21 protein-coding genes and 4 tRNA genes are annotated in these 18,406 nt (G+C 43.3%); 24 read left to right on the top strand and 1 reads right to left on the bottom strand.

What is annotated here, in order from left to right; translation table 11 throughout:
• Window positions 1–17: 17 nt before the first annotated feature.
• The 10 genes from Q369_RS0113530 to Q369_RS0113485 all read left to right on the top strand — a co-directional run bounded on the left by Q369_RS0113530 (window position 18) and on the right by Q369_RS0113485 (window position 9,665).
• Window positions 18–1,901, top strand: a complete 1,884-nt coding sequence (locus tag Q369_RS0113530; protein ID WP_031528338.1) for a cytochrome c oxidase subunit I — start codon at window positions 18–20, stop codon at window positions 1,899–1,901.
• Entirely contained in the window at window positions 1,876–2,922 is a 1,047-nt protein-coding gene (locus Q369_RS0113525; protein WP_031528337.1) for a COX15/CtaA family protein, read from the top strand. The genes Q369_RS0113530 and Q369_RS0113525 overlap by 26 nt, the downstream gene beginning before the upstream one ends.
• On the top strand, window positions 2,919–3,812 hold the full coding sequence (gene cyoE / locus Q369_RS0113520; RefSeq protein WP_031528336.1) for a heme o synthase: 894 nt from the start codon (window positions 2,919–2,921) through the stop codon (window positions 3,810–3,812). Before Q369_RS0113525 ends, cyoE begins: the two co-directional genes overlap by 4 nt.
• A gap of 21 nt (window positions 3,813–3,833) precedes the next feature.
• A complete protein-coding gene (locus tag Q369_RS0113515; RefSeq protein ID WP_031528335.1) occupies window positions 3,834–4,421 on the top strand; it encodes a cytochrome c oxidase subunit 3 in 588 nt (195 codons plus the stop codon).
• Window positions 4,422–4,436: 15 nt separating this feature from the next.
• Window positions 4,437–5,207, top strand: coding sequence for a cytochrome c oxidase subunit 3 (locus Q369_RS0113510; RefSeq protein WP_031528334.1), 771 nt, complete (start codon window positions 4,437–4,439; stop codon window positions 5,205–5,207).
• A 32-nt stretch (window positions 5,208–5,239) separates the two neighbouring features.
• Window positions 5,240–5,569 carry a cytochrome C oxidase subunit IV family protein gene (locus Q369_RS0113505; protein WP_031528333.1) on the top strand — a complete coding sequence of 110 codons (330 nt, stop codon included), beginning with the start codon at window positions 5,240–5,242 and terminating at the stop codon, window positions 5,567–5,569.
• A gap of 9 nt (window positions 5,570–5,578) precedes the next feature.
• On the top strand, window positions 5,579–6,193 hold the full coding sequence (locus tag Q369_RS0113500; protein WP_031528332.1) for a hypothetical protein: 615 nt from the start codon (window positions 5,579–5,581) through the stop codon (window positions 6,191–6,193).
• Window position 6,194: 1 nt separating this feature from the next.
• The gene (locus Q369_RS0113495; protein ID WP_031528331.1) at window positions 6,195–6,734 is read left to right on the top strand and encodes a DUF420 domain-containing protein; all 540 of its coding nucleotides are present in this window, start codon (window positions 6,195–6,197) and stop codon (window positions 6,732–6,734) included.
• Window positions 6,731–7,009 (top strand): CAMCR motif-containing small membrane protein, encoded by a 279-nt coding sequence (locus Q369_RS0113490; protein WP_031528330.1) that lies wholly within the window; start codon window positions 6,731–6,733, stop codon window positions 7,007–7,009. The genes Q369_RS0113495 and Q369_RS0113490 overlap by 4 nt, the downstream gene beginning before the upstream one ends.
• 133 nt (window positions 7,010–7,142) lie before the next feature.
• Window positions 7,143–9,665, top strand: a complete 2,523-nt coding sequence (locus Q369_RS0113485; protein WP_031528329.1) for a glycosyl hydrolase — start codon at window positions 7,143–7,145, stop codon at window positions 9,663–9,665.
• Between the two features lie 2 nt (window positions 9,666–9,667).
• Here Q369_RS0113485 and murI read toward each other — a convergent pair whose 3' ends face one another.
• Window positions 9,668–10,477, bottom strand: a complete 810-nt coding sequence (gene murI / locus Q369_RS0113480) for a glutamate racemase (protein WP_031528328.1) — start codon at window positions 10,475–10,477, stop codon at window positions 9,668–9,670.
• A 142-nt stretch (window positions 10,478–10,619) separates the two neighbouring features.
• Between murI and Q369_RS0113475 the strand changes: the two genes are divergently transcribed.
• The 14 genes from Q369_RS0113475 (at window position 10,620) to rplL (ending at window position 18,260) form a co-directional block, all read left to right on the top strand.
• Window positions 10,620–11,210, top strand: a complete 591-nt coding sequence (locus tag Q369_RS0113475) for an RNA polymerase sigma factor (protein ID WP_031528327.1) — start codon at window positions 10,620–10,622, stop codon at window positions 11,208–11,210.
• Window positions 11,191–12,000 carry a hypothetical protein gene (locus tag Q369_RS0113470; RefSeq protein WP_031528326.1) on the top strand — a complete coding sequence of 270 codons (810 nt, stop codon included), beginning with the start codon at window positions 11,191–11,193 and terminating at the stop codon, window positions 11,998–12,000. The genes Q369_RS0113475 and Q369_RS0113470 overlap by 20 nt, the downstream gene beginning before the upstream one ends.
• Before the next feature lie 11 nt (window positions 12,001–12,011).
• Window positions 12,012–13,112, top strand: a complete 1,101-nt coding sequence (locus Q369_RS0113465; protein WP_031528325.1) for a hypothetical protein — start codon at window positions 12,012–12,014, stop codon at window positions 13,110–13,112.
• A 163-nt stretch (window positions 13,113–13,275) separates the two neighbouring features.
• Window positions 13,276–13,358, top strand: a tRNA-Tyr gene (locus tag Q369_RS0113460).
• A 56-nt stretch (window positions 13,359–13,414) separates the two neighbouring features.
• Window positions 13,415–13,487: transfer RNA gene (locus Q369_RS0113455), tRNA-Gly, on the top strand.
• 86 nt (window positions 13,488–13,573) lie between these two features.
• Window positions 13,574–13,645: transfer RNA gene (locus Q369_RS0113450), tRNA-Thr, on the top strand.
• A 207-nt stretch (window positions 13,646–13,852) separates the two neighbouring features.
• A complete protein-coding gene (tuf, locus tag Q369_RS0113445; protein WP_031528324.1) occupies window positions 13,853–15,040 on the top strand; it encodes an elongation factor Tu in 1,188 nt (395 codons plus the stop codon).
• A gap of 102 nt (window positions 15,041–15,142) precedes the next feature.
• Window positions 15,143–15,213, top strand: a tRNA-Trp gene (locus tag Q369_RS0113440).
• A 17-nt stretch (window positions 15,214–15,230) separates the two neighbouring features.
• On the top strand, window positions 15,231–15,422 hold the full coding sequence (gene secE / locus Q369_RS0113435; RefSeq protein WP_031528323.1) for a preprotein translocase subunit SecE: 192 nt from the start codon (window positions 15,231–15,233) through the stop codon (window positions 15,420–15,422).
• Between the two features lie 23 nt (window positions 15,423–15,445).
• Window positions 15,446–16,000: a transcription termination/antitermination protein NusG gene (gene nusG, locus Q369_RS0113430; protein WP_031528322.1), complete on the top strand. Its 555-nt coding sequence runs from the start codon at window positions 15,446–15,448 to the stop codon at window positions 15,998–16,000.
• 73 nt (window positions 16,001–16,073) lie between these two features.
• Window positions 16,074–16,523 (top strand): 50S ribosomal protein L11, encoded by a 450-nt coding sequence (rplK, locus tag Q369_RS0113425; protein WP_026631777.1) that lies wholly within the window; start codon window positions 16,074–16,076, stop codon window positions 16,521–16,523.
• Between the two features lie 36 nt (window positions 16,524–16,559).
• Window positions 16,560–17,258, top strand: coding sequence for a 50S ribosomal protein L1 (gene rplA / locus Q369_RS0113420; protein ID WP_031528321.1), 699 nt, complete (start codon window positions 16,560–16,562; stop codon window positions 17,256–17,258).
• 1 nt (window position 17,259) lies between these two features.
• Window positions 17,260–17,790, top strand: coding sequence for a 50S ribosomal protein L10 (rplJ, locus tag Q369_RS0113415; RefSeq protein WP_031528320.1), 531 nt, complete (start codon window positions 17,260–17,262; stop codon window positions 17,788–17,790).
• Window positions 17,791–17,873: 83 nt separating this feature from the next.
• Window positions 17,874–18,260 carry a 50S ribosomal protein L7/L12 gene (gene rplL / locus Q369_RS0113410; RefSeq protein ID WP_031528319.1) on the top strand — a complete coding sequence of 129 codons (387 nt, stop codon included), beginning with the start codon at window positions 17,874–17,876 and terminating at the stop codon, window positions 18,258–18,260.
• The last annotated feature ends 146 nt before the right edge of the window (window positions 18,261–18,406 follow it).

The following is an 18,406-nucleotide window of genomic DNA, read 5'->3' as shown; positions in this document are numbered from 1 at the left end:
AAATACATTAAAAGTATATGTCAGCTATTGAAGGATTGGAGACAGCTCACCATCACGCAGAGGAGCATGAGCACCATCATGAAGCACAAAACTTTTGGCAGAAATATGTATTTTCTGAGGACCATAAAGTTATAGCAAAACAATACCTAATTACTGGAATCCTTTGGGCGGTGATAGGTATTACAATGTCCGTTATATTCCGTATACAGCTCGGTTTGCCTGATTCTAATTTGTCATGGCTAAAACCTGTCCTGGGAGGATGGATCAGCGAAGCAGGTAAACTTGATCCTAATTTTTACCTGGCTCTTGTTACAATGCACGGTACCATTATGGTATTCTTCGTATTGACAGCAGGGTTGAGCGGTACTTTCAGTAATTTCTTGATACCGCTTCAAATCGGAGCCCGTGATATGGCGTCCGGTTTTATGAACATGCTTTCTTACTGGTTCTTCTTTCTGGCCAGTGTGATTATGTTCGCTTCATTGTTCCTGCAGAGCGGACCGGCAGCGGGAGGTTGGGTTATTTATCCTCCTTTAAGTGCATTGCCGCAGGCACACCCAGGTTCGGGAATGGGGATGACACTTTGGTTGGCAAGTATGGCATTTTTTATTGTATCGCAGCTGTTAGGTGGTATTAACTACATTACTACTGTTATCAACTTGCGTACAAGAGGAATGTCTTTCGATCGCCTTCCACTTACGATCTGGTCGTTCCTTATCACAGCTGTCCTGGGCCTGATCTCGTTCCCTGTACTCCTGTCTTCTGTATTGCTCCTTATTTTCGACAGGCATTTTGGTACCAGCTTTTACTTATCTGATATCTATATCAATGGTGAAGCATTGCCAAATGTTGGTGGTAGCCCAATCTTGTTTCAGCACTTGTTCTGGTTCCTAGGACACCCAGAGGTTTACATCGTATTGCTTCCAGGTTTGGGAATTACTTCCGAGGTGATTGCCACTAACTCACGCAAGCCGATCTTTGGATATCGTGCCATGATCGCCTCCATGCTTGGTATCGCTTTCCTTGCGTTCATCGTTTGGGCTCACCACATGTTTGTAACAGGTATGAATCCTTTCCTTGGATCCGTGTTCATGTTCCTTACATTGATCATTGCGGTTCCTTCGGCAGTTAAGGGCTTTAACTATATCACAACGTTGTGGAAAGGTAACATCGTTTTCACGCCGGGTATGTTGTTCTCGATTGGTCTGGTATCCCTGTTTGTATCTGGTGGTTTGACAGGTATTATTCTGGGAAACAGTGCACTTGATATTCAATTGCACGATACCTACTTCGTAGTTGCCCACTTTCACTTGGTAATGGGTGCGGCATCCGCGTTCGGACTATTTGCGGGTGTATACCACTGGTTCCCTAAGATGTTCGGAAGAATGATGAGTACTACACTGGGACAGATCCACTTCTGGCTGACTTTTGTTGGTATCTACATGGTGTTTATCCCAATGCACTATGTTGGAATCGCAGGATTCCCACGCAGGTACTATCAGTTTACTAGCTACGATTTCACGCATAAGTTCATGGATATGAACATGTTCATATCAATAGCTGCGATCCTGACATTCCTTGCACAGTTCATATTCTTGTGGAACTTCTTTTACAGTATTTTCAAAGGTAGAAGAGCTCCTCAAAACCCATGGCGTTCAAATACTTTGGAATGGACTGCTCCAATTAACCCTGGTCATGGAAACTGGGAAGGGGAAATTCCAGCAGTGTATCGTTGGTCTTATGATTATAGCAAGCCGGGTGCGAAGGAGGATTTTATTCCTCAGAATATACCGTATTCTCAAACGCTTGAATCAAACTTCCCTCATGAGAATGAGTTGATCTCGATGGAAAAAACTATTGAGTCGCAAAATTTTAATGACCAATTTAACTCAGCACATTAATTCGAAAGCCAACCGACGTTTTCGTCGGTTGGCTTTAAATACAGTCATCACACTTTATCTCCTGATAATAGCGGGAGGAGTTGTGCGGAGTACCGGTTCTGGTATGGGTTGCCCCGACTGGCCCAAGTGCTTTGGAAAGTGGGTTCCACCAACTGAAGCTTCACAATTACCGCCAGATTACAAGGAAATCTACGGCGCAAAGTTGAAAGGCCAAGTAGAATTTAATCCAGTTAAAACCTGGACAGAATATGTGAACCGGCTTCTGGGAGCATTTACCGGAATAATGATTTTTCTGACTCTGCTTGCTTCCCTACCGTTTTTAAGATCGGGAAATAAGCAGATTTTTTATTTGAGCCTTGCAGCATTCATTTTGGTAGGGTTTCAAGGCTGGCTTGGAGCAAAGGTTGTTTCTTTTGAGTTAAAGCCAGTGGTTGTGACACTGCATATGCTGTTTGCCATTGTGATAGTGTTTATGCTGCTCTACTTGCTGACTTGGTCAGGATATGTAGATAGGCTGCTCATGATTAATGAAAGTAGCAAAGGCAGCTTGAACGCTCTGGGAGTTTTTGTACTAGTCTTGTCTCTTGTTCAAATTTTGCTTGGAACTCAGGTTCGTGAGGCGATCGATCATGTGATCTTTGAACTAGGTTATACAGCCAGGAGCGAGTGGATCGACCAGTTGGGAAGCGAATTTTACATCCACCGGTCTTTCTCAATCATAGTGCTTTTGTTGAATGCATTATGGATCAAGAGGATCTGGAAGCTGGAAGGCAGATCGAGTTTCGCTGGAAGGGTAGCTCTTGGATGTGCTTGGGTATTGGTGGCGGAGATTGCAACTGGGATTTTGATGGCGTATCTTGGAGTTCCACCTTATGCTCAGCCTTTACACCTGACATTCGCAATTGTTTTGATTGGGTTGCAATTTGTAAGCTGGCTTGTAGTAAATGGAAGAGCTTATTTAAAGTATAATGACAATGCAGGCGCGCAGCCGCATTCAGTTGATAAAACAGTTATAAGATGATTTCAGTAGAGGAGAGGGTAAGTGGTATAGATAGATTGAGAGAGCGGCTGGGCGTGTTGTTCGAGCTGCTGAAGTTTCGGTTAGCTTCTTTAATCGCTTTTTCGGGTGCAATGGGGTATTGCCTTGGAGCAAGGAACGTTAAGCCTGGAGAGCTGATTTTGTTTATTCTCGCTTCGATCGGAATTACAGGTGCCGCAAATATTATTAATCAGATTCTTGAAAAAGACTTTGATAAGTTGATGAAAAGAACCGCCGGAAGGCCATTGCCAAGTGGTCGCATTAGTGTACAACAAGCAGCGATCTGGGCGGTTGTTCTCGGAGTTACGTCACTGGTCATTTTCGTTGGCACTTTCAATCTAAGCACCGGACTGATCTCACTCTTGTCTCTTGTGCTGTATGGATTTGTTTATACTCCATTGAAGCGCGTAGGACCAATTGCAGTCTTTGTTGGTGCATTCCCAGGTGCATTTCCGCCGATGATAGGATGGGTTGCGGCTACTAATCACTTCGGGCTAGAACCGGGAATCTTGTTTGCTATTCAATTCTTCTGGCAATTCCCGCATTTCTGGGCAATTGCCTGGGTTCTGGATGAAGATTACAAAAGAGCTGGATTTAAGCTGCTGCCGGCAAACGGGCTGAAGGATTCTGACACGACATTGCAGATCATGATATATACTTTGTTCCTGCTTCCTATTGGCTGGTTGCCTTACGAGTTGGGAATGACTGGGATCAACTCTGCTTTCGTTGCGACAATTTTTGGTGTATTGTTCCTTGCTCAGACTTTTCACCTGATGCGTACCTGCACGGACAAGACAGCGAAGCAGCTCATGTTCGGTTCGTTTATATACTTGCCGATTGTACAAATCGCGTTTTTGTTGGATAAATTGTGAAATTGAATTTAGTGTAGAAAAATGGAAAATGTTCAGCAATTCAAAATAGAGAAAGAACCCCAGGAGACATTGTCAATGGATCCGATCAAATTTATATTGTGGTTGTTCCTGGTGACGATTATTATGCTTTTTGCTTCTCAAACAAGTGCATACCTGGTAAGGAGAGCAGAGGGTAACTGGCTAGAATTCGAAATGCCACGTATTTTTTGGTATAGCACGGGAGTTCTGTTAATAAGCAGTATGGCAATGCAATGGGCCTATATATCGGCAAAAAAAGATCAGTTCAAACAATTGAAAATAGCAATTTCTATTACTTTTGTACTCGGCCTGCTTTTCCTTTGGATGCAGTTTGAAGGGTGGAGAAAGCTGGTCGAAATGAACGTTTATTTCGTTGGAAACCCTTCGGGATCGTTTTTTTATGTGTTTACCGGATTGCACGGATTTCACATTATTACGGGTCTGATTGTGTTATTCGTTTCGCTGACTGCGGCATTTAAAATGAGAGTACACAAGAAGAATCTAAGGAGAATTCAGATTTGTGCGACTTACTGGCATTTTTTAGATATCCTCTGGTTATACCTTTTTGTATTTTTATTGACTTTTAATTAATTATATTATTTACCAATGGCTGCAAATGTAACAACACCTGGTGCTGTGGAACCCAAAATGTGGTTGGGGGGGATAGAGCCCATGAAAGCAAGTTACGGAAAACTGATGATGTGGTTTTTCCTCATCTCCGATACCTTTACTTTCTCCGCCCTCTTGGTGGCTTATGGTACAGCCCGGTTTAGTTTTCCGGCATTCGAGGGAAACAGAGAGGATTTTACATTCTCGAATATGTACTGGCCAGTTCCAGAAAGAGTATACGAAGCGGTACCCTTCCTGCACGGGATATCGCTGCCTTTGGTGTTTGTTGGTATAATGACCTTTATCCTAATTGCAAGTAGTGTTACTATGGTGCTTGCGGTTGAAGCAGGCCATAGAATGGACAAAGCGAATGTCGAAAAGTACATGCTTTGGACAATTTTAGGCGGTTTTACCTTCTTGGGGTGCCAGGCTTGGGAATGGTCTCACTTTATCCACGGAACAGATACAGGAAGTGTGATGAAAGTAATTGAGAACGGAACCTGGGTAGAGAAAACGATATTTGGGGCTAATTTGCATGAAAACCAATATGGTCCTCCTGCATTTGCGGACTTCTTCTTCTTCATCACCGGTTTCCACGGAACACACGTTTTTAGTGGTGTTATATTGAACATTCTAATTTTCTTCCGGGCTGCTACTGGTTTTTATGACAAAAGAGGAAGCTACGAAATGGTCGAAAAAGTAGGTCTTTACTGGCACTTTGTAGATCTGGTTTGGGTGTTTGTGTTTACATTCTTCTATCTGGTTTAGTTTAAAATCTTCTTTAATTATTTAAGATAAAAATGGCGGACGCACATCATATCCATAATCAGGATCCAAACGCAGGCGCAGAGCAACGCAAAGCGATCATGAAGACATTCTGGATCCTGTTAATTCTGACAGCTCTGGAGTTCTTGATCGCATTCACAGTTCCTCACGGAATTTTGAAAGTGTCGATCTTCATTGTCATGACCATCGTTAAGGCTTTCTATATCGTAGGCGAATTCATGCACTTAAAGCATGAGACAAAGTCTTTGATCTGGTCCATCCTCGTTCCGATCCTGTTTGTTATGTGGCTTATCCTTGCCCTCCTTCTTGAAGGAAACGCAATTTTTGAAGCTGTATTTAGTTAAGAATTTCTAATGAAAAATTTTTCCAAAGCCGGATTACTGATTATCACATTAGTAATACCGGCTTTGATTTTTATCTTTTTGAAGTTCTTTGCGCGTAACCATTATGACCTGCCTTACTTCAACGCGGAATACGATAGCGCAGGTACTGTAGTTAAACAAAATGGAGATACAGTTTTCCATGCAGTTTCTGATCAGATTTTTGTAGGGAAGCAGGTGGGGTTTGCTGGTAAGCTCACTATAATCCACTATCTGCCGGAGAACTGCGGCGACTCTTGTAAGTTGGCAATTTCACAGCTTCAGCGAATCGCCGCATTGCATTCCGAAATCCCGGAACTGAATGTTATGACACTAGCGGGGGATTTGGATAAACAGAGTACGGCGTTACGGGGCGCCAATGGAAAGGATTGGAGCATGTTGCGTTACCCTGGAAGTGAGATCACTACTTTCTTGGAAGATGAACTGGGTGTGAATGCATCAGAACTTCTTAATTACCAGGATCTCATTGTCTTGGTTGACTCAAAGAGATACGTGAGAGGATATTACAGAGGTGCTGATCCCGAGGAAATAGATCGCCTGATGGCGGAAATCAAGATTCTTGCCTATGAAGGCAAGCCAAATCAATAATATGGCAACTTTAATCATAGAAAAAAAGCCGAAATACGAGCGTATAATTAACATCCTGGCAGTTGCAATTCCCGTAGCGGTAGCAATTTTGCTGGGAATTCGTCAGAAAATTGACTTAGGTACCTGGACTAAGGTGCTTCCCCATGTAATTGGAATGATCAATACGATAACGTCCATTTTACTGATTGCAGGATTTTACTTCATCAAACAAGGAAATGTAACAGGCCACAGAAGATCCATGACCGCTGCTTTTTTGCTGGGTGCCGTCTTTCTGGTTTGCTATATTCTGTATCACGTATCTAATGAAGCAACACCATACGGCGGACAAGGATTTTTTAGACCAGTGTATTATTTTTTATTGATTTCGCATATAGTGCTTTCAATAGTGGTCGTTTGGTTTGTATTGCGTGCGATTTATTTTGGGTATACAAACGACATTTTACAACATCGCAAAGCTGTAAAATGGGCTATGCCGATTTGGTTGTATGTGAGTGTTTCAGGAGTTATCGTTTACCTCATGATAAGCCCTTATTACGTATGAAAAGGTTCTTAATAGTATTTGCTTTTATTCTTTTATTTGTTGCATTGACCAATGATACCTGGGCACAATGCGCTATGTGCCGGGGTTCGGTTGAAAGCTCAATGGGTAACGGAAGAAATAATGTAGGCGTAGGTTTGAACACAGGCATAATGTACCTCTTTGTAATGCCTTACCTGCTAGTTGCTGCGATCGGATATTTCTGGTACAAAAGCAGCAAGCGCGCCAGAGAGGAGAGACAGTTTGTTACTTCCCGGGTGAAGCAGGCTTTTCAATAGATACTAAAACTTACCACATATCGAGAAGGCGAAGCCAATCAGGTCTCGCTTTTTTTTGTTTCTCAGGGTGTTAAAACCTTCTTCTGAGTTGCGTAGAAAACGGCTTCTTCGCCTTTAATCAGAAAAGTCACTCATGCGAAAGTTCGTTTTTCTACTTATTATATTAACAAGTCTGGGTGCGCAGGCGCAATCTCTATCAACGGCTAAGCCTTGGACCTACTGGTGGTGGATGGGCAGTACGGTCACAAAAAAGGATATAGCTGCACAGCTTCAGTACTTTAAGAATTCTGGCATTGGAGGCGTTCACATTATTCCTATTTACGGAGTAAAAGGACGGGAACAGCAGGCAATTCCATTCTTGTCGCCGGACTGGCTCGATGCAATGCAATTTACGGTTAACGAAGGAAGGCGGCTCGGCTTAGGTGTGGACCTGACCACAGGTACGGGCTGGCCATTTGGAGGGCCTAACGTTGACCTGGCGCTCGCAGCTAAAAATATGTCGGTTGTTGACGGCAGGATGAGAGTGGTGCCTACCGGCCAAAAAGTAAAGCGCGCTGCACCTGGCGGTGAAGGCTATGTTCTGGATCCATTTCACGCCGACGCAATGCCGCGATATCTGACGAGGTTTGATTCTGCTTTCAAGAATATCAAAGCGCTTCCCCGGTCTATGTACATGGACTCATACGAAGCTTATGGAGCTAATTGGACAGATGATCTTGCAGATCAGTTTACAAAAAGGCGGGGATATAATTTGAATTCACATTTAACTGCAATATCTGACTCAACGAATAATGTTGACAGTACATTAATCCGCATTGATTATCATCAAACCCTGGCAGAATTGCTGCTGGAGAGATATGCATTGCCCTGGACGAAATGGAGCCGGGAGCATGGATTTTTTACTCGGTACCAGGCACACGGATCACCAGGAAATTTGCTCGACTTGTACGCCGCTGCAGACATTCCGGAAACAGAATCATTCGGGACCAGTCGCTTTGACATTCCTGGCGTGCGCATTGATCCCGATTATTCCATTGAACAATTCGGAACGCCAAATCCGCTCGCAATGAAATTTGCATCCTCTGCTGCCCATTTGAATGGAAAGCAGCTGGTTAGCTCCGAAACTGGCACCTGGCTTGCGAATCACTTCAAAGTATCCCTATCTCAGATCAAACCGCAAATCGACGAGCTGTTTACTGCGGGGATTAACCATGTTTTTTATCACGGAACCAACTATTCACCTCAAAATGAACCCTACCCGGGCTGGCTATTCTATGCATCAACCAACTTTGGCCCAAGTTCTCATTTCGTTGGTGAATTCCCTCTACTAAATCATTATGTAGAGAAATGTCAAAGTATTCTCCAAAATACGAAGCCGGACAATGATCTGCTGGTCTATTTTCCCATTCATGATTTGTGGGCTACAAAGTCAAAGTCTTCAGGTAATGTACATTTATTGGAAGTTCATCACGTTGATCGCTGGCTGCTTGGTCTGCCTTTTGGCCAATTGTCTGAAAAACTCTGGAAAGAAGGCTACTCCTTTGACTTTGTTTCTGATCTTCAACTGCAACAGCTGAAAATAACAGCATCAGGCACATTATCATCCGGAAATGCGGAGTACAAGGCAATTGTAGTTCCGGCAAGTACTTATATGCCGGAATCGACACTCTTAAAATTACAACGACTAGCGGAGGCGGGGGCTAAAATTGTTTTCGAAAAGCAGCTCCCTGCCACAGCTACGGGGTTTCAGGATCACAATAATGTACAGTCAAACTTCCAGAAGATTTTAGTTAAGCTTAAAGACGTCAAAACCGTACAGATTGCAACAAATCTGAATCGTTCATTAGCTGAAATCGGCATTGTTCCGGAAGAAATGGCGCAGAAGGGTTTGACGTTTATTAAAAAGAAAAACCAAAATGGACAGCCGGTTTACTTTGTAGCAAACCTGTCTAACATATTTCAGGAAGGATGGTTGAAACTAAACGCAAGCGGGCCGTTTCAAAAATTTGATCCTATGAATGGCCGCTCTGCGCTTGTGCAAAGGGGCTCAGGTGAACAAGCCGAGATATACCTGAAGTTATTGCCGGGGCAATCCTGCTTCCTGGAAGCGGGCAGCCAGTTAGTTGCGCATGTTGTGCCAAACAAGCCAGCTCGCACTTTTGAAATAAAAGGAAACTGGGAACTAACATTCGTTACAGGGAAACCAACCGTGCCCGCTGCTGCAAAACTTACAGAACTGAACTCCTGGACAAGTTTGCCAGATTCTGCTGAATATTTTTCAGGTAAAGCCAGATACCAGATCGATTTCAATTTACCAGCCGAAGTGCTGAGGAGCGAGTCGCTTGAACTCGACTTGGGAGATGTGCGGGAGTCGGCCCGTGTAAAAATCAATGGGAAGGATCTCGGTACATTTTGGTCTGTTCCGTTTATAGCAGTAATTCCATCGGGTGTTTTAAAAGCGAAGCGTAACGTTCTTGAAATTGAAGTAACCAACCTTTCATCAAATTACATGCGGCTCCGCGATACGCAGCAGCCTGATTGGAAGAAATTTCAGGATATCAATATCGTCGACATTACTTATAAGAAATTTGACGCAAAAAGCTGGAAACCAATGCCGTCAGGCTTACTTACACCTGTTCGACTATTTTACAGATAATGCTATTCCCAAAGCGGGTAGTGTTCGAGCTGAATCTGTTTTCCGAAGAAAATAGATGTTGATTGCTCAAATGATAAAGTATAATCGGACACATAGAACTGGCGATTCCCGCTTCCTTTTTCATTGACAAGATAATGTTGTTCCAGCCACGCACGAAGTGAATGGGCTACGATTTCAGAAGTATCGAGAATTTCCACACCTTCTCCATAGAATTTGCTGATCTGATTTTTGATTAGCGGATAATGCGTACAGCCCAGAATCAAAGCTTCAATAGAAGAAATCGCAGGGTCGGATAAGTAGCTTGAAACTATGCTCTCGCTTATATTATTATCGAAAAATCCTTCTTCGATCATCGGAGCCAGCAGCGGTGTTGCGAGGGATTTTAAATGGATATTCTTCCCAATTGCGTCTACCTTTTTCTTGTACACATTGGAAGATACTGTCTGCTTAGTTCCTATCAGACCGATTGTTTTCCCATCATAATGCTCTTTAATGTAGTCTACAACGGGATCAATCACATTCAACACTTTCGCTTTGCTTCCCACATATTCGCGTACCAGCTCGTAAGCAGCAGCAGAGGCAGAATTGCAGGCAATCAATATCAACTTGCAGTTTTGCTGCAGCAGCATATTGCAGATCTTGATCGAATAGGCCTGGATCGCAGCAGTTGATTTGTCGCCATACGGAAGATGCGCGGTGTCACCAAAATAAATGGTGTTCTCCTGGGGCAAGAGCTTGGTAACCGCGCTGGCCACGGTCATTCCGCCTATTCCACTATCAAAAATTCCTATCGGTGCAGCTGAATCGAGCATGTTAAAGCTATCAAGTAGATCAATGCGCCAAAGCTATAAGAAGCTGACAGAATATTTTTTATAAAAATCCGGAAAAAGTTAATTGGCACGTGCAACCTCGTCCGGAGGAATAAGCATCTTGTAGTCGAAACCACCAGTTAGAATGGGTAAAATTTTAGCACTATTTAGCCAGGAAGCACAACTTGTTAAGGCGCTTAAACGGGAAGATCCCAAGGCGCAGCAGCAAGTTTACAGTAAATACAGCACTCGCATGCTGGGTTTATGCTTTCGGTATATATGTGATGAAATGGCGGCTGAGGATGTGATGGTTGAAGGGTTTTTAAAGGTTTTTGGGAAAATTGATCAGTTCAATAGTGAGGGAAGTTTTGAAGGCTGGATCCGCCGGATAATGGTTAATGAGTCGCTGGGCTATCTCCGGAAGCAGAAAAGAATCCTGGAAGATAATCTCTCAGATGAGGCCAATAACATACCCGATTACATTCAGGCTGATCAGAATTTGCAAGCCCAGGAACTGTTGGAGTTAATCGAGCGCCTGCCGGCGGGCTATCGGACAGTTTTCAACTTATATGCAATTGAAGGTTATGCGCACACCGAGATTGCAGAAATGTTGGGCATTACTGAGAGTACTTCGAAGTCGCAGTTGCATAGAGCAAGAGCTTTGTTACAGAAAATGGTTTTGGAGTGGGAGAATGATTTTAAAAAAAAAGTAGACTATGAAAAAGCATCCTGTTGATGATCTTTTCAAACGCAAACTGACTGACTTAGAAAAAGAGCCTTCGGCAAATGCCTGGGCCAGAATTCAGGAAAAACAGCAACCAAAACGTCTGGTTCTTGGCTGGATGAGGTATGTGGCAGCCAGCATCGTAGTAGGGATGCTCGGGGGATACTTGGTCTGGCAAAATGATCGGCTAACAGTTGATAAGCCGGTTATCAACCGACTAGTAGCTGTCAAGCCGCAGCAAACGGATGAAGTGCTACCGGATAAATCCATCGCAAATGTGGCAGCTGATGACCCTCAGATCGCATTAAAGCCTAAAAAGAAGCTTTCAGAAGAAGTTTTGCCTGCTGTATTAAATTCTCGGAAAACTCAAAAGATGCAGCCTGATGCACAGGAAACATCCACTGGCAATAAAGATCTGGAACTAGCAAAGCTGGAAACTGAGCAACCCCGGGAAGAACAGTTTCAAAACGATTCTCCATTAACACCCAGAATGTCCGAGCCAGGCAATTTGAAATCTGCAATGCCGCAAATAGGTACACCTTCAATTGCGAGCTTGGAGGCGGAGCCCACGCGCACCATTGTGGTAGCTGTTGAATCTGAATCGGATAATGAAGAGTACAGACCCAAAGTGTCAAAATTCTCAAAAGTATTCCGCCAGTTAAAAAATGCGAGGGCTGGTGAAAGGGTCGATTGGGATGAAGTTGGCTTTAATCCCAAAACGCTGGTCGCAAGAGTTGATGATCGGCTTCGTAATAAAGAAGAGAAAACGGAAAAGTATCAGAACCCCAGAACAAAATTATAATCTAGTTAGCTATGAAAAATAGAGTAATTGCCTCGCTAATAATGATTTTTTCGCTCGTCTCTTTCGGAGCGATTGCAGAAGATAATGAGTCAAATAACATGTCTGAGAAAGACTCCATTATTGTAACATTCGGTAATAAAACGCGGCTGATCATTTTTGGTGAAAACCGGAAGGAACTGGAAAAGATCATGAAGTACGATCTTAATGCGCTTTTGAAAGATTTGAAGGTACGTCTAGACAGTACAGATGCAGATACGACTTATCTGCGGGAGGAATTTAATGGAGTGGATTATCTCAAGGATCCGGCTGCTAAGGATGAAAAAGATTATGTCCGAATAGGACTGCGCGGTATTCATGTAAAAGACGGAGACACCAGGGTTACTATCAACAGCAAGGGAGTTGAGGTTAGAGACGGCGACGATGTAGTATCTACTGATTCAACCTACAGGAGAACTGGTAAGCGCTTTTACAGACCAAGCAGGGGAAGTAGTCCAAGAAAGGGTTTCAATGTAGCAATTGGACTTAATACATACGGAACCAATGAAGCTACGGCAGGTTATAACAAGACGAGCTATGAGCTAAAACCATTCGGCTCACGATTTGTCAGTCTGGGCTATGTAGCAAGTGCCACTCTGGCCCGGGGCAAGCATGCAGGTTTTCATTTGGACTTTGGCGCAGACTTCTCCTGGTACAATCTCATGTTTGACAACAACAATACGGTAGTTAAGAACACGAACTTTGTAGAATTCCTGCCGGTCCTGGAAGATGGGAGAGAGGTTGAGATGAAAAAGAGCAAACTGGTTGTTCCCTATGTTAATCTCACTCTGATGCCGACGGTCAGTTTTTCCCGCTCCTTTATTTCTTATCTGAGTGCAGGAGTTTACGGAGGGTATAGGCTGGGTAGTTATACCAAGTTGCGGGAAGTCGGCAGTAAAGACGTAGATCATGTTCGTAAAAACTTTTATATCGAAGATCTGCGGTATGGGCTAGCTGCCGAAATTGGTATAAGAAAATTCCCTGACATTTTCGTCAATTACGATTTGAACAATTTGTATGAGAAGAATAGAGGGCCCGCAGTCCGGATGTTGAGCTTTGGTGTGAGACTATTTTAAATGAAAAAACTTCCAATACGGGCCGAAATCGCAGTTTTTCGATTTCTCCCGTATTTTTATTTGTTTTTTTTTCGAAAGAATTTGAGAATTTAAGAAAAGGCCATAATTTTGCGACTCCAAAAAGTGAGACAAACGGTTTCGCGGTAAAGTTGAAATGATGTATGGGGGTGTACCAGAGTGGCCAAATGGGGCAGACTGTAAATCTGCTGGTGTATGCCTACGGTGGTTCGAATCCATCCGCCCCCACAGTTAATGCCAAAACAATCCTGTATATTTACCAGTCGGGATTGGGCATAACAGATGCGGAAGTAGCTCAGCTGGTAGAGCGATAGCCTTCCAAGCTATAGGTCGCGAGTTCGAACCTCGTCTTCCGCTCATTTAGAAGCACCGTCGAAGCGATTAGCGAAAACATTCAATTGTAACTTTTTCGCTAGTCGCTTTTTGGTTCTTACAAGGGTTTTGCTTTTGTAGCTCAGGGGTAGAGCACTTCCTTGGTAAGGAAGAGGTCAGGGGTTCAAATCCCCTCAAAAGCTCGGTGAGATTTAGGGGTACATCCTTGGTAAGGAAGAGGTCAGGGCCGGGCGGCCGGTGTCGTTCAAATCCCCTCAAAAGCTCGGTGAGATTTTGATTCTGTACTTAGTTGATTGGTTTGAAGCGCTTGGATTTTGTAAGCTGAACAGGATCAATCATTAGTGTTAAATAAATTCGTAATAACTTTTAATTTTAAGCGTACTTAAGTCATGGCAAAAGAGACGTTTGACCGCTCGAAACCCCACGTAAATATCGGTACTATCGGGCACGTTGACCACGGTAAAACCACCCTTACAGCAGCAATTACCACTGTACTTGCTGACAAAGGTTTCGCACAAAAACGCGATTTCTCATCAATCGACAATGCTCCTGAAGAGAAAGAGCGTGGTATCACCATCAATACTTCACACGTAGAATACCAAACAGCCAATCGTCACTATGCGCACGTTGACTGTCCAGGTCACGCTGACTATGTGAAGAACATGGTAACTGGTGCTGCTCAGATGGATGGCGCGATCATCGTAGTTGCTGCTACTGATGGGCCGATGCCACAAACTCGTGAGCACATCCTTCTTGCTCGTCAGGTAGGTGTTCCTCAACTTGTAGTATTCATGAACAAAGTGGATATGGTTGATGATCCTGAGCTTCTTGAGCTTGTCGAAATGGAAATTCGTGAGCTTTTGAGCTTCTACGAATATGATGGAGACAACATTCCTGTAATTCAAGGTTCTGCTTTGGGTGGTTTGAATGGTGAGCCGAAATGGGTAAAAACTATCGAAGATCTGATGGATGCTGTTGATAGCTATATTCCAATTCCTCCACGTATGACAGATCTTCCATTCTTGATGCCTGTTGAAGACGTATTCTCGATCACTGGTCGTGGTACTGTTGCAACTGGTCGTATCGAGCGTGGCGTGATCAACTCTGGTGATCCTGTTGATATCTTGGGTATGGGTGCAGAAGGTCTTAAATCTACCGTTACTGGTGTTGAGATGTTCCGTAAAATTCTTGACCGTGGAGAAGCTGGTGACAACGTTGGTCTTCTTCTACGTGGTATTAACAAAGAGGATATCCGTCGCGGAATGGTAATTTGCAAGCCAGGTTCAGTTAAGCCTCACGCTGCATTTAAAGGTGAAGTTTACGTTCTTTCTAAAGAAGAAGGTGGTCGTCACACTCCATTCTTTAACAAATACCGCCCTCAGTTTTACTTCCGTACCACGGACGTAACAGGTGAAATTACCCTTCCAGCTGGTGTTGAAATGGTAATGCCTGGTGATAACATCACAATTGAAGTGAAATTGATCAACAAGATTGCTATGGAAAAAGGTCTTCGTTTCGCGATTCGTGAAGGTGGACGTACCGTGGGTGCTGGTCAGGTAACTGAAATTCTTGACTAATCAAGAAAGCAATAATAGCAAGTGCATTTCCTACCGGAGTGCACTTGTTTTTTGTAAAAAAAATCGTATCTTTGCAGCCCGAAAGTTTGGGTTAGGTGATAAACGGGTGTAGTTCAAGGGTAGAATAGCGGTCTCCAAAACCGTTGATGGGAGTTCGAATCTCTCCACCCGTGCATATTTAAAAGGAACAATGGAAAAGTTTACTTCTTTTTTGAAGGCTTCCTGGGAAGAGATCACCCAGCATGTTACATGGCCTCCTTTCAACGAATTGCAGGCAAATACAACTTTGGTTCTGGTGGGTTCACTCATTTTTGCTTTTGTTGTTGGTGTGATGGATTTCGTGTTCGAAAATGCATTAAAACTGTTTTACCAGTCTTTCTAAGGCTATTTTAATCCCTAAATGGTATGAGTAGTCTAAATTGGTTTGTGTTAAGAGCGGTGTCTGGACAAGAGAAAAAGATCAAGTCCTACATCGAAAATGAGATAACACGACAGAAATTAACCGAGTTTGTTCCGCAAATCCTGATACCTTCTGAGAAGATATACGAGATGCGTAACGGTAAGAAACGTGTCAGAGAGAAAAATTTTTTTCCTGGCTACATTATCATTTCAGCGGATCTGTCAAAAGGAGAAGTTCTCCACATCATTACGAGCATTCCAGGTGTTATTGGTTTTCTTGGAAATGCAGAAGGCAACTCAAAAGTACCTGTTCCTCTGAGACAATCCGAGATCAACAGGATCTTGGGTAAAGTGGATGAAGCCGAGCAGCACGAAGAAGCTCCCAGTATGTCCTTTATCAAGGGCGAGACAGTCAAAGTGGTTGACGGTCCTTTCAGTGGCTTTATCGGCCTTGTTGAAGAGGTATTCGACGAAAAGAAAAAACTCAATGTAGTTGTTAAGATATTCGGGCGTAATACACCCGTGGAACTCAGTTACGCACAAGTAGAAAAGGATAGTTGAAAGAAAACGGGCAGGTAAGCTTCCACTTGCATTAGAACCGTGATTGATCAATGACCCAACAAATTCCAAAACAATGGCAAAAGAAATAGGTGGATACGTCAAACTACAGGTGAAAGGCGGCCAAGCCAATCCTTCACCTCCGATTGGTCCTGCATTAGGATCGAAGGGTTTGAATATCATGGAGTTTTGCAAGCAATTCAATGGCCGTACCCAGGATAAAATGGGTGTGGTATTGCCGGTAGTTATTACATACTATAAGGATAAGTCTTTTGACTTTGTCATTAAGACCCCCCCGGCCGCGATTTTGCTTCTGGAAGCATCAAAAGTAAAGACCGGTTCGGCTCAGCCAAACCGTTTGAAGGTAGGTTCGGTTTCTTGGGATCAGGTTCGTACGATCGCTGAGACAAAGATGCCAGATTTGAACTGCTTTACAATTGATTCTGCCATGAAAATGATAGCGGGAACGGCTCGTAGTATGGGTATCACCGTGGCAGGCAAAGCCCCATGGGAAGAAAACAACTAAGCGTAGGTTTTAAATTACGCTAACGAAACAAAGAACATGGGAAAACTGACCAAAAAGCAAAAAGAAGCGCTTTCGAAATACGACCCAAATCAAGCTTACTCTTTGGAGCAGGCGGCGGACGTTCTTAAAACGATTTCTTACACCAAATTTGATTCTTCTGTAGACATCGATGTTCGCTTGGGCGTTGATCCTCGGAAAGCTGATCAAATGGTACGTGGCGTGGTAACATTGCCACACGGAACCGGAAAAGAAGTGCGTGTTTTGGTACTTTGTACTCCAGATAAGGAGGCAGAGGCGAAAGAAGCAGGAGCAGATTTTGTTGGTCTTGACGAGTATATCCAAAAGATAGAACAAGGCTGGACTGACATTGACGTAATCATCACTATGCCGAGTGTAATGGCAAAAGTGGGACGTTTAGGTAAAGTATTAGGTCCTCGCGGATTAATGCCAAACCCTAAATCGGGAACGGTAACCCCTGAAGTAGGCAAAGCTGTTAAAGAAGTGAAAGCAGGTAAGATTGATTTTAAGGTTGATAAAACAGGAATCATCCACACCAGCGTAGGTAAAGTTTCTTTCGGAACTGACCAGCTTGCACAGAATGCTCAGGAAGTTATCAACACCTTGGTACGCCTTAAACCATCTTCGGCAAAAGGTACTTACGTGAAAAGCATTCACTTGTCTAGTACGATGAGCCCGGGTGTTGTTATTGATAAAAACACGATTCCAGGATTATAATATGACAAGGGAAGAGAAAGCAGTAATTATAGACGAGTTAAGTCAGAAATTCGCTAGCACTCCGTACTTCTATATTACAAGCGCGAGTGGAATGTCTGTTAGCGAGGTTAACCAGCTAAGAGGATTGTGCTTTGAGCGCGGTATTGAGTATCGTGTTGTTAAGAATACATTGATTAGAAAAGCGCTCGAAACATTAGATACAGACTATTCATCATTCAACGAAGTGTTGAAAGGATTTTCTGGAGTGATGTTTCATCCGGAGTCAGGCAAAGTTCCTGCACAACTGATAAAAGAATTCAAGAAGAAATCAGGTAGCGACAAGCTTAAATTTAAAGGAGCTTCTGTTGATACCGCGGTTTTTGTTGGTGAAAGCCAGCTTGACGTTCTAATCTCTCTCAAATCGAAACAAGAAATGATTGGAGAAGTTATTGGATTGTTGCAGTCACCTGCTAAAAATGTTATCGGTGCTCTTTCAAGCGGCGGCAACAAATTGGCTGGTATCCTTAAAACTTTGTCTGAAAAAGAAGACTAATAGTAGCCAGGCTTAGCTCTCCGGGTTTAATAAATCAGAGCTTTTTAATCATCTTATTGTATAATCAAAAAATCAAAAATAAAATGGCAGATTTGAAAGCTTTCGCAGAACAGCTTGTTAACCTAACGGTTAAAGAAGTGAACGAATTGGCTACAATTCTTAAAGATGAGTACGGTATTGAGCCTGCAGCGGCTGGTGCAGTAATGGTAGCAGGTCCTGCTGCTGGTGGCGGATCAGATGCTCCTGCTGCTGAGGAGAAAACATCTTTTGATGTGATCTTGAAATCAGCTGGCGCAAGCAAACTTGCTGTTGTGAAATTGGTTAAAGACCTTACTGGTCTTGGACTGAAAGAAGCGAAAGAACTAGTTGACGGTGCTCCAAAGCCTGTTAAAGAAGGAGTTGCTAAAGACGAAGCAGAAGCTTTGAAAAAACAACTTGAAGAAGCAGGTGCAGAAGTTGAAGTGAAGTAATTTGCTCTTTAACGGCATCCTATAATTCCAGGAAACAGGCCTGACAATCGTCAGGTCTTTTCCTATTTTGTGTAGATACCAAACGAAAACGTTATTTTCAACGTTCTCTACAGAGGCGGCGGCGACTTGCTGCTTCCTGTCAATTT

Source organism: Dyadobacter crusticola DSM 16708, assembly GCF_000701505.1.
GTDB classification, from domain to species: domain Bacteria; phylum Bacteroidota; class Bacteroidia; order Cytophagales; family Spirosomataceae; genus Dyadobacter; species Dyadobacter crusticola.
Note: the sequence above shows the minus strand (reverse complement) of the source record. Positions and strands in the feature narration are given on the sequence as shown.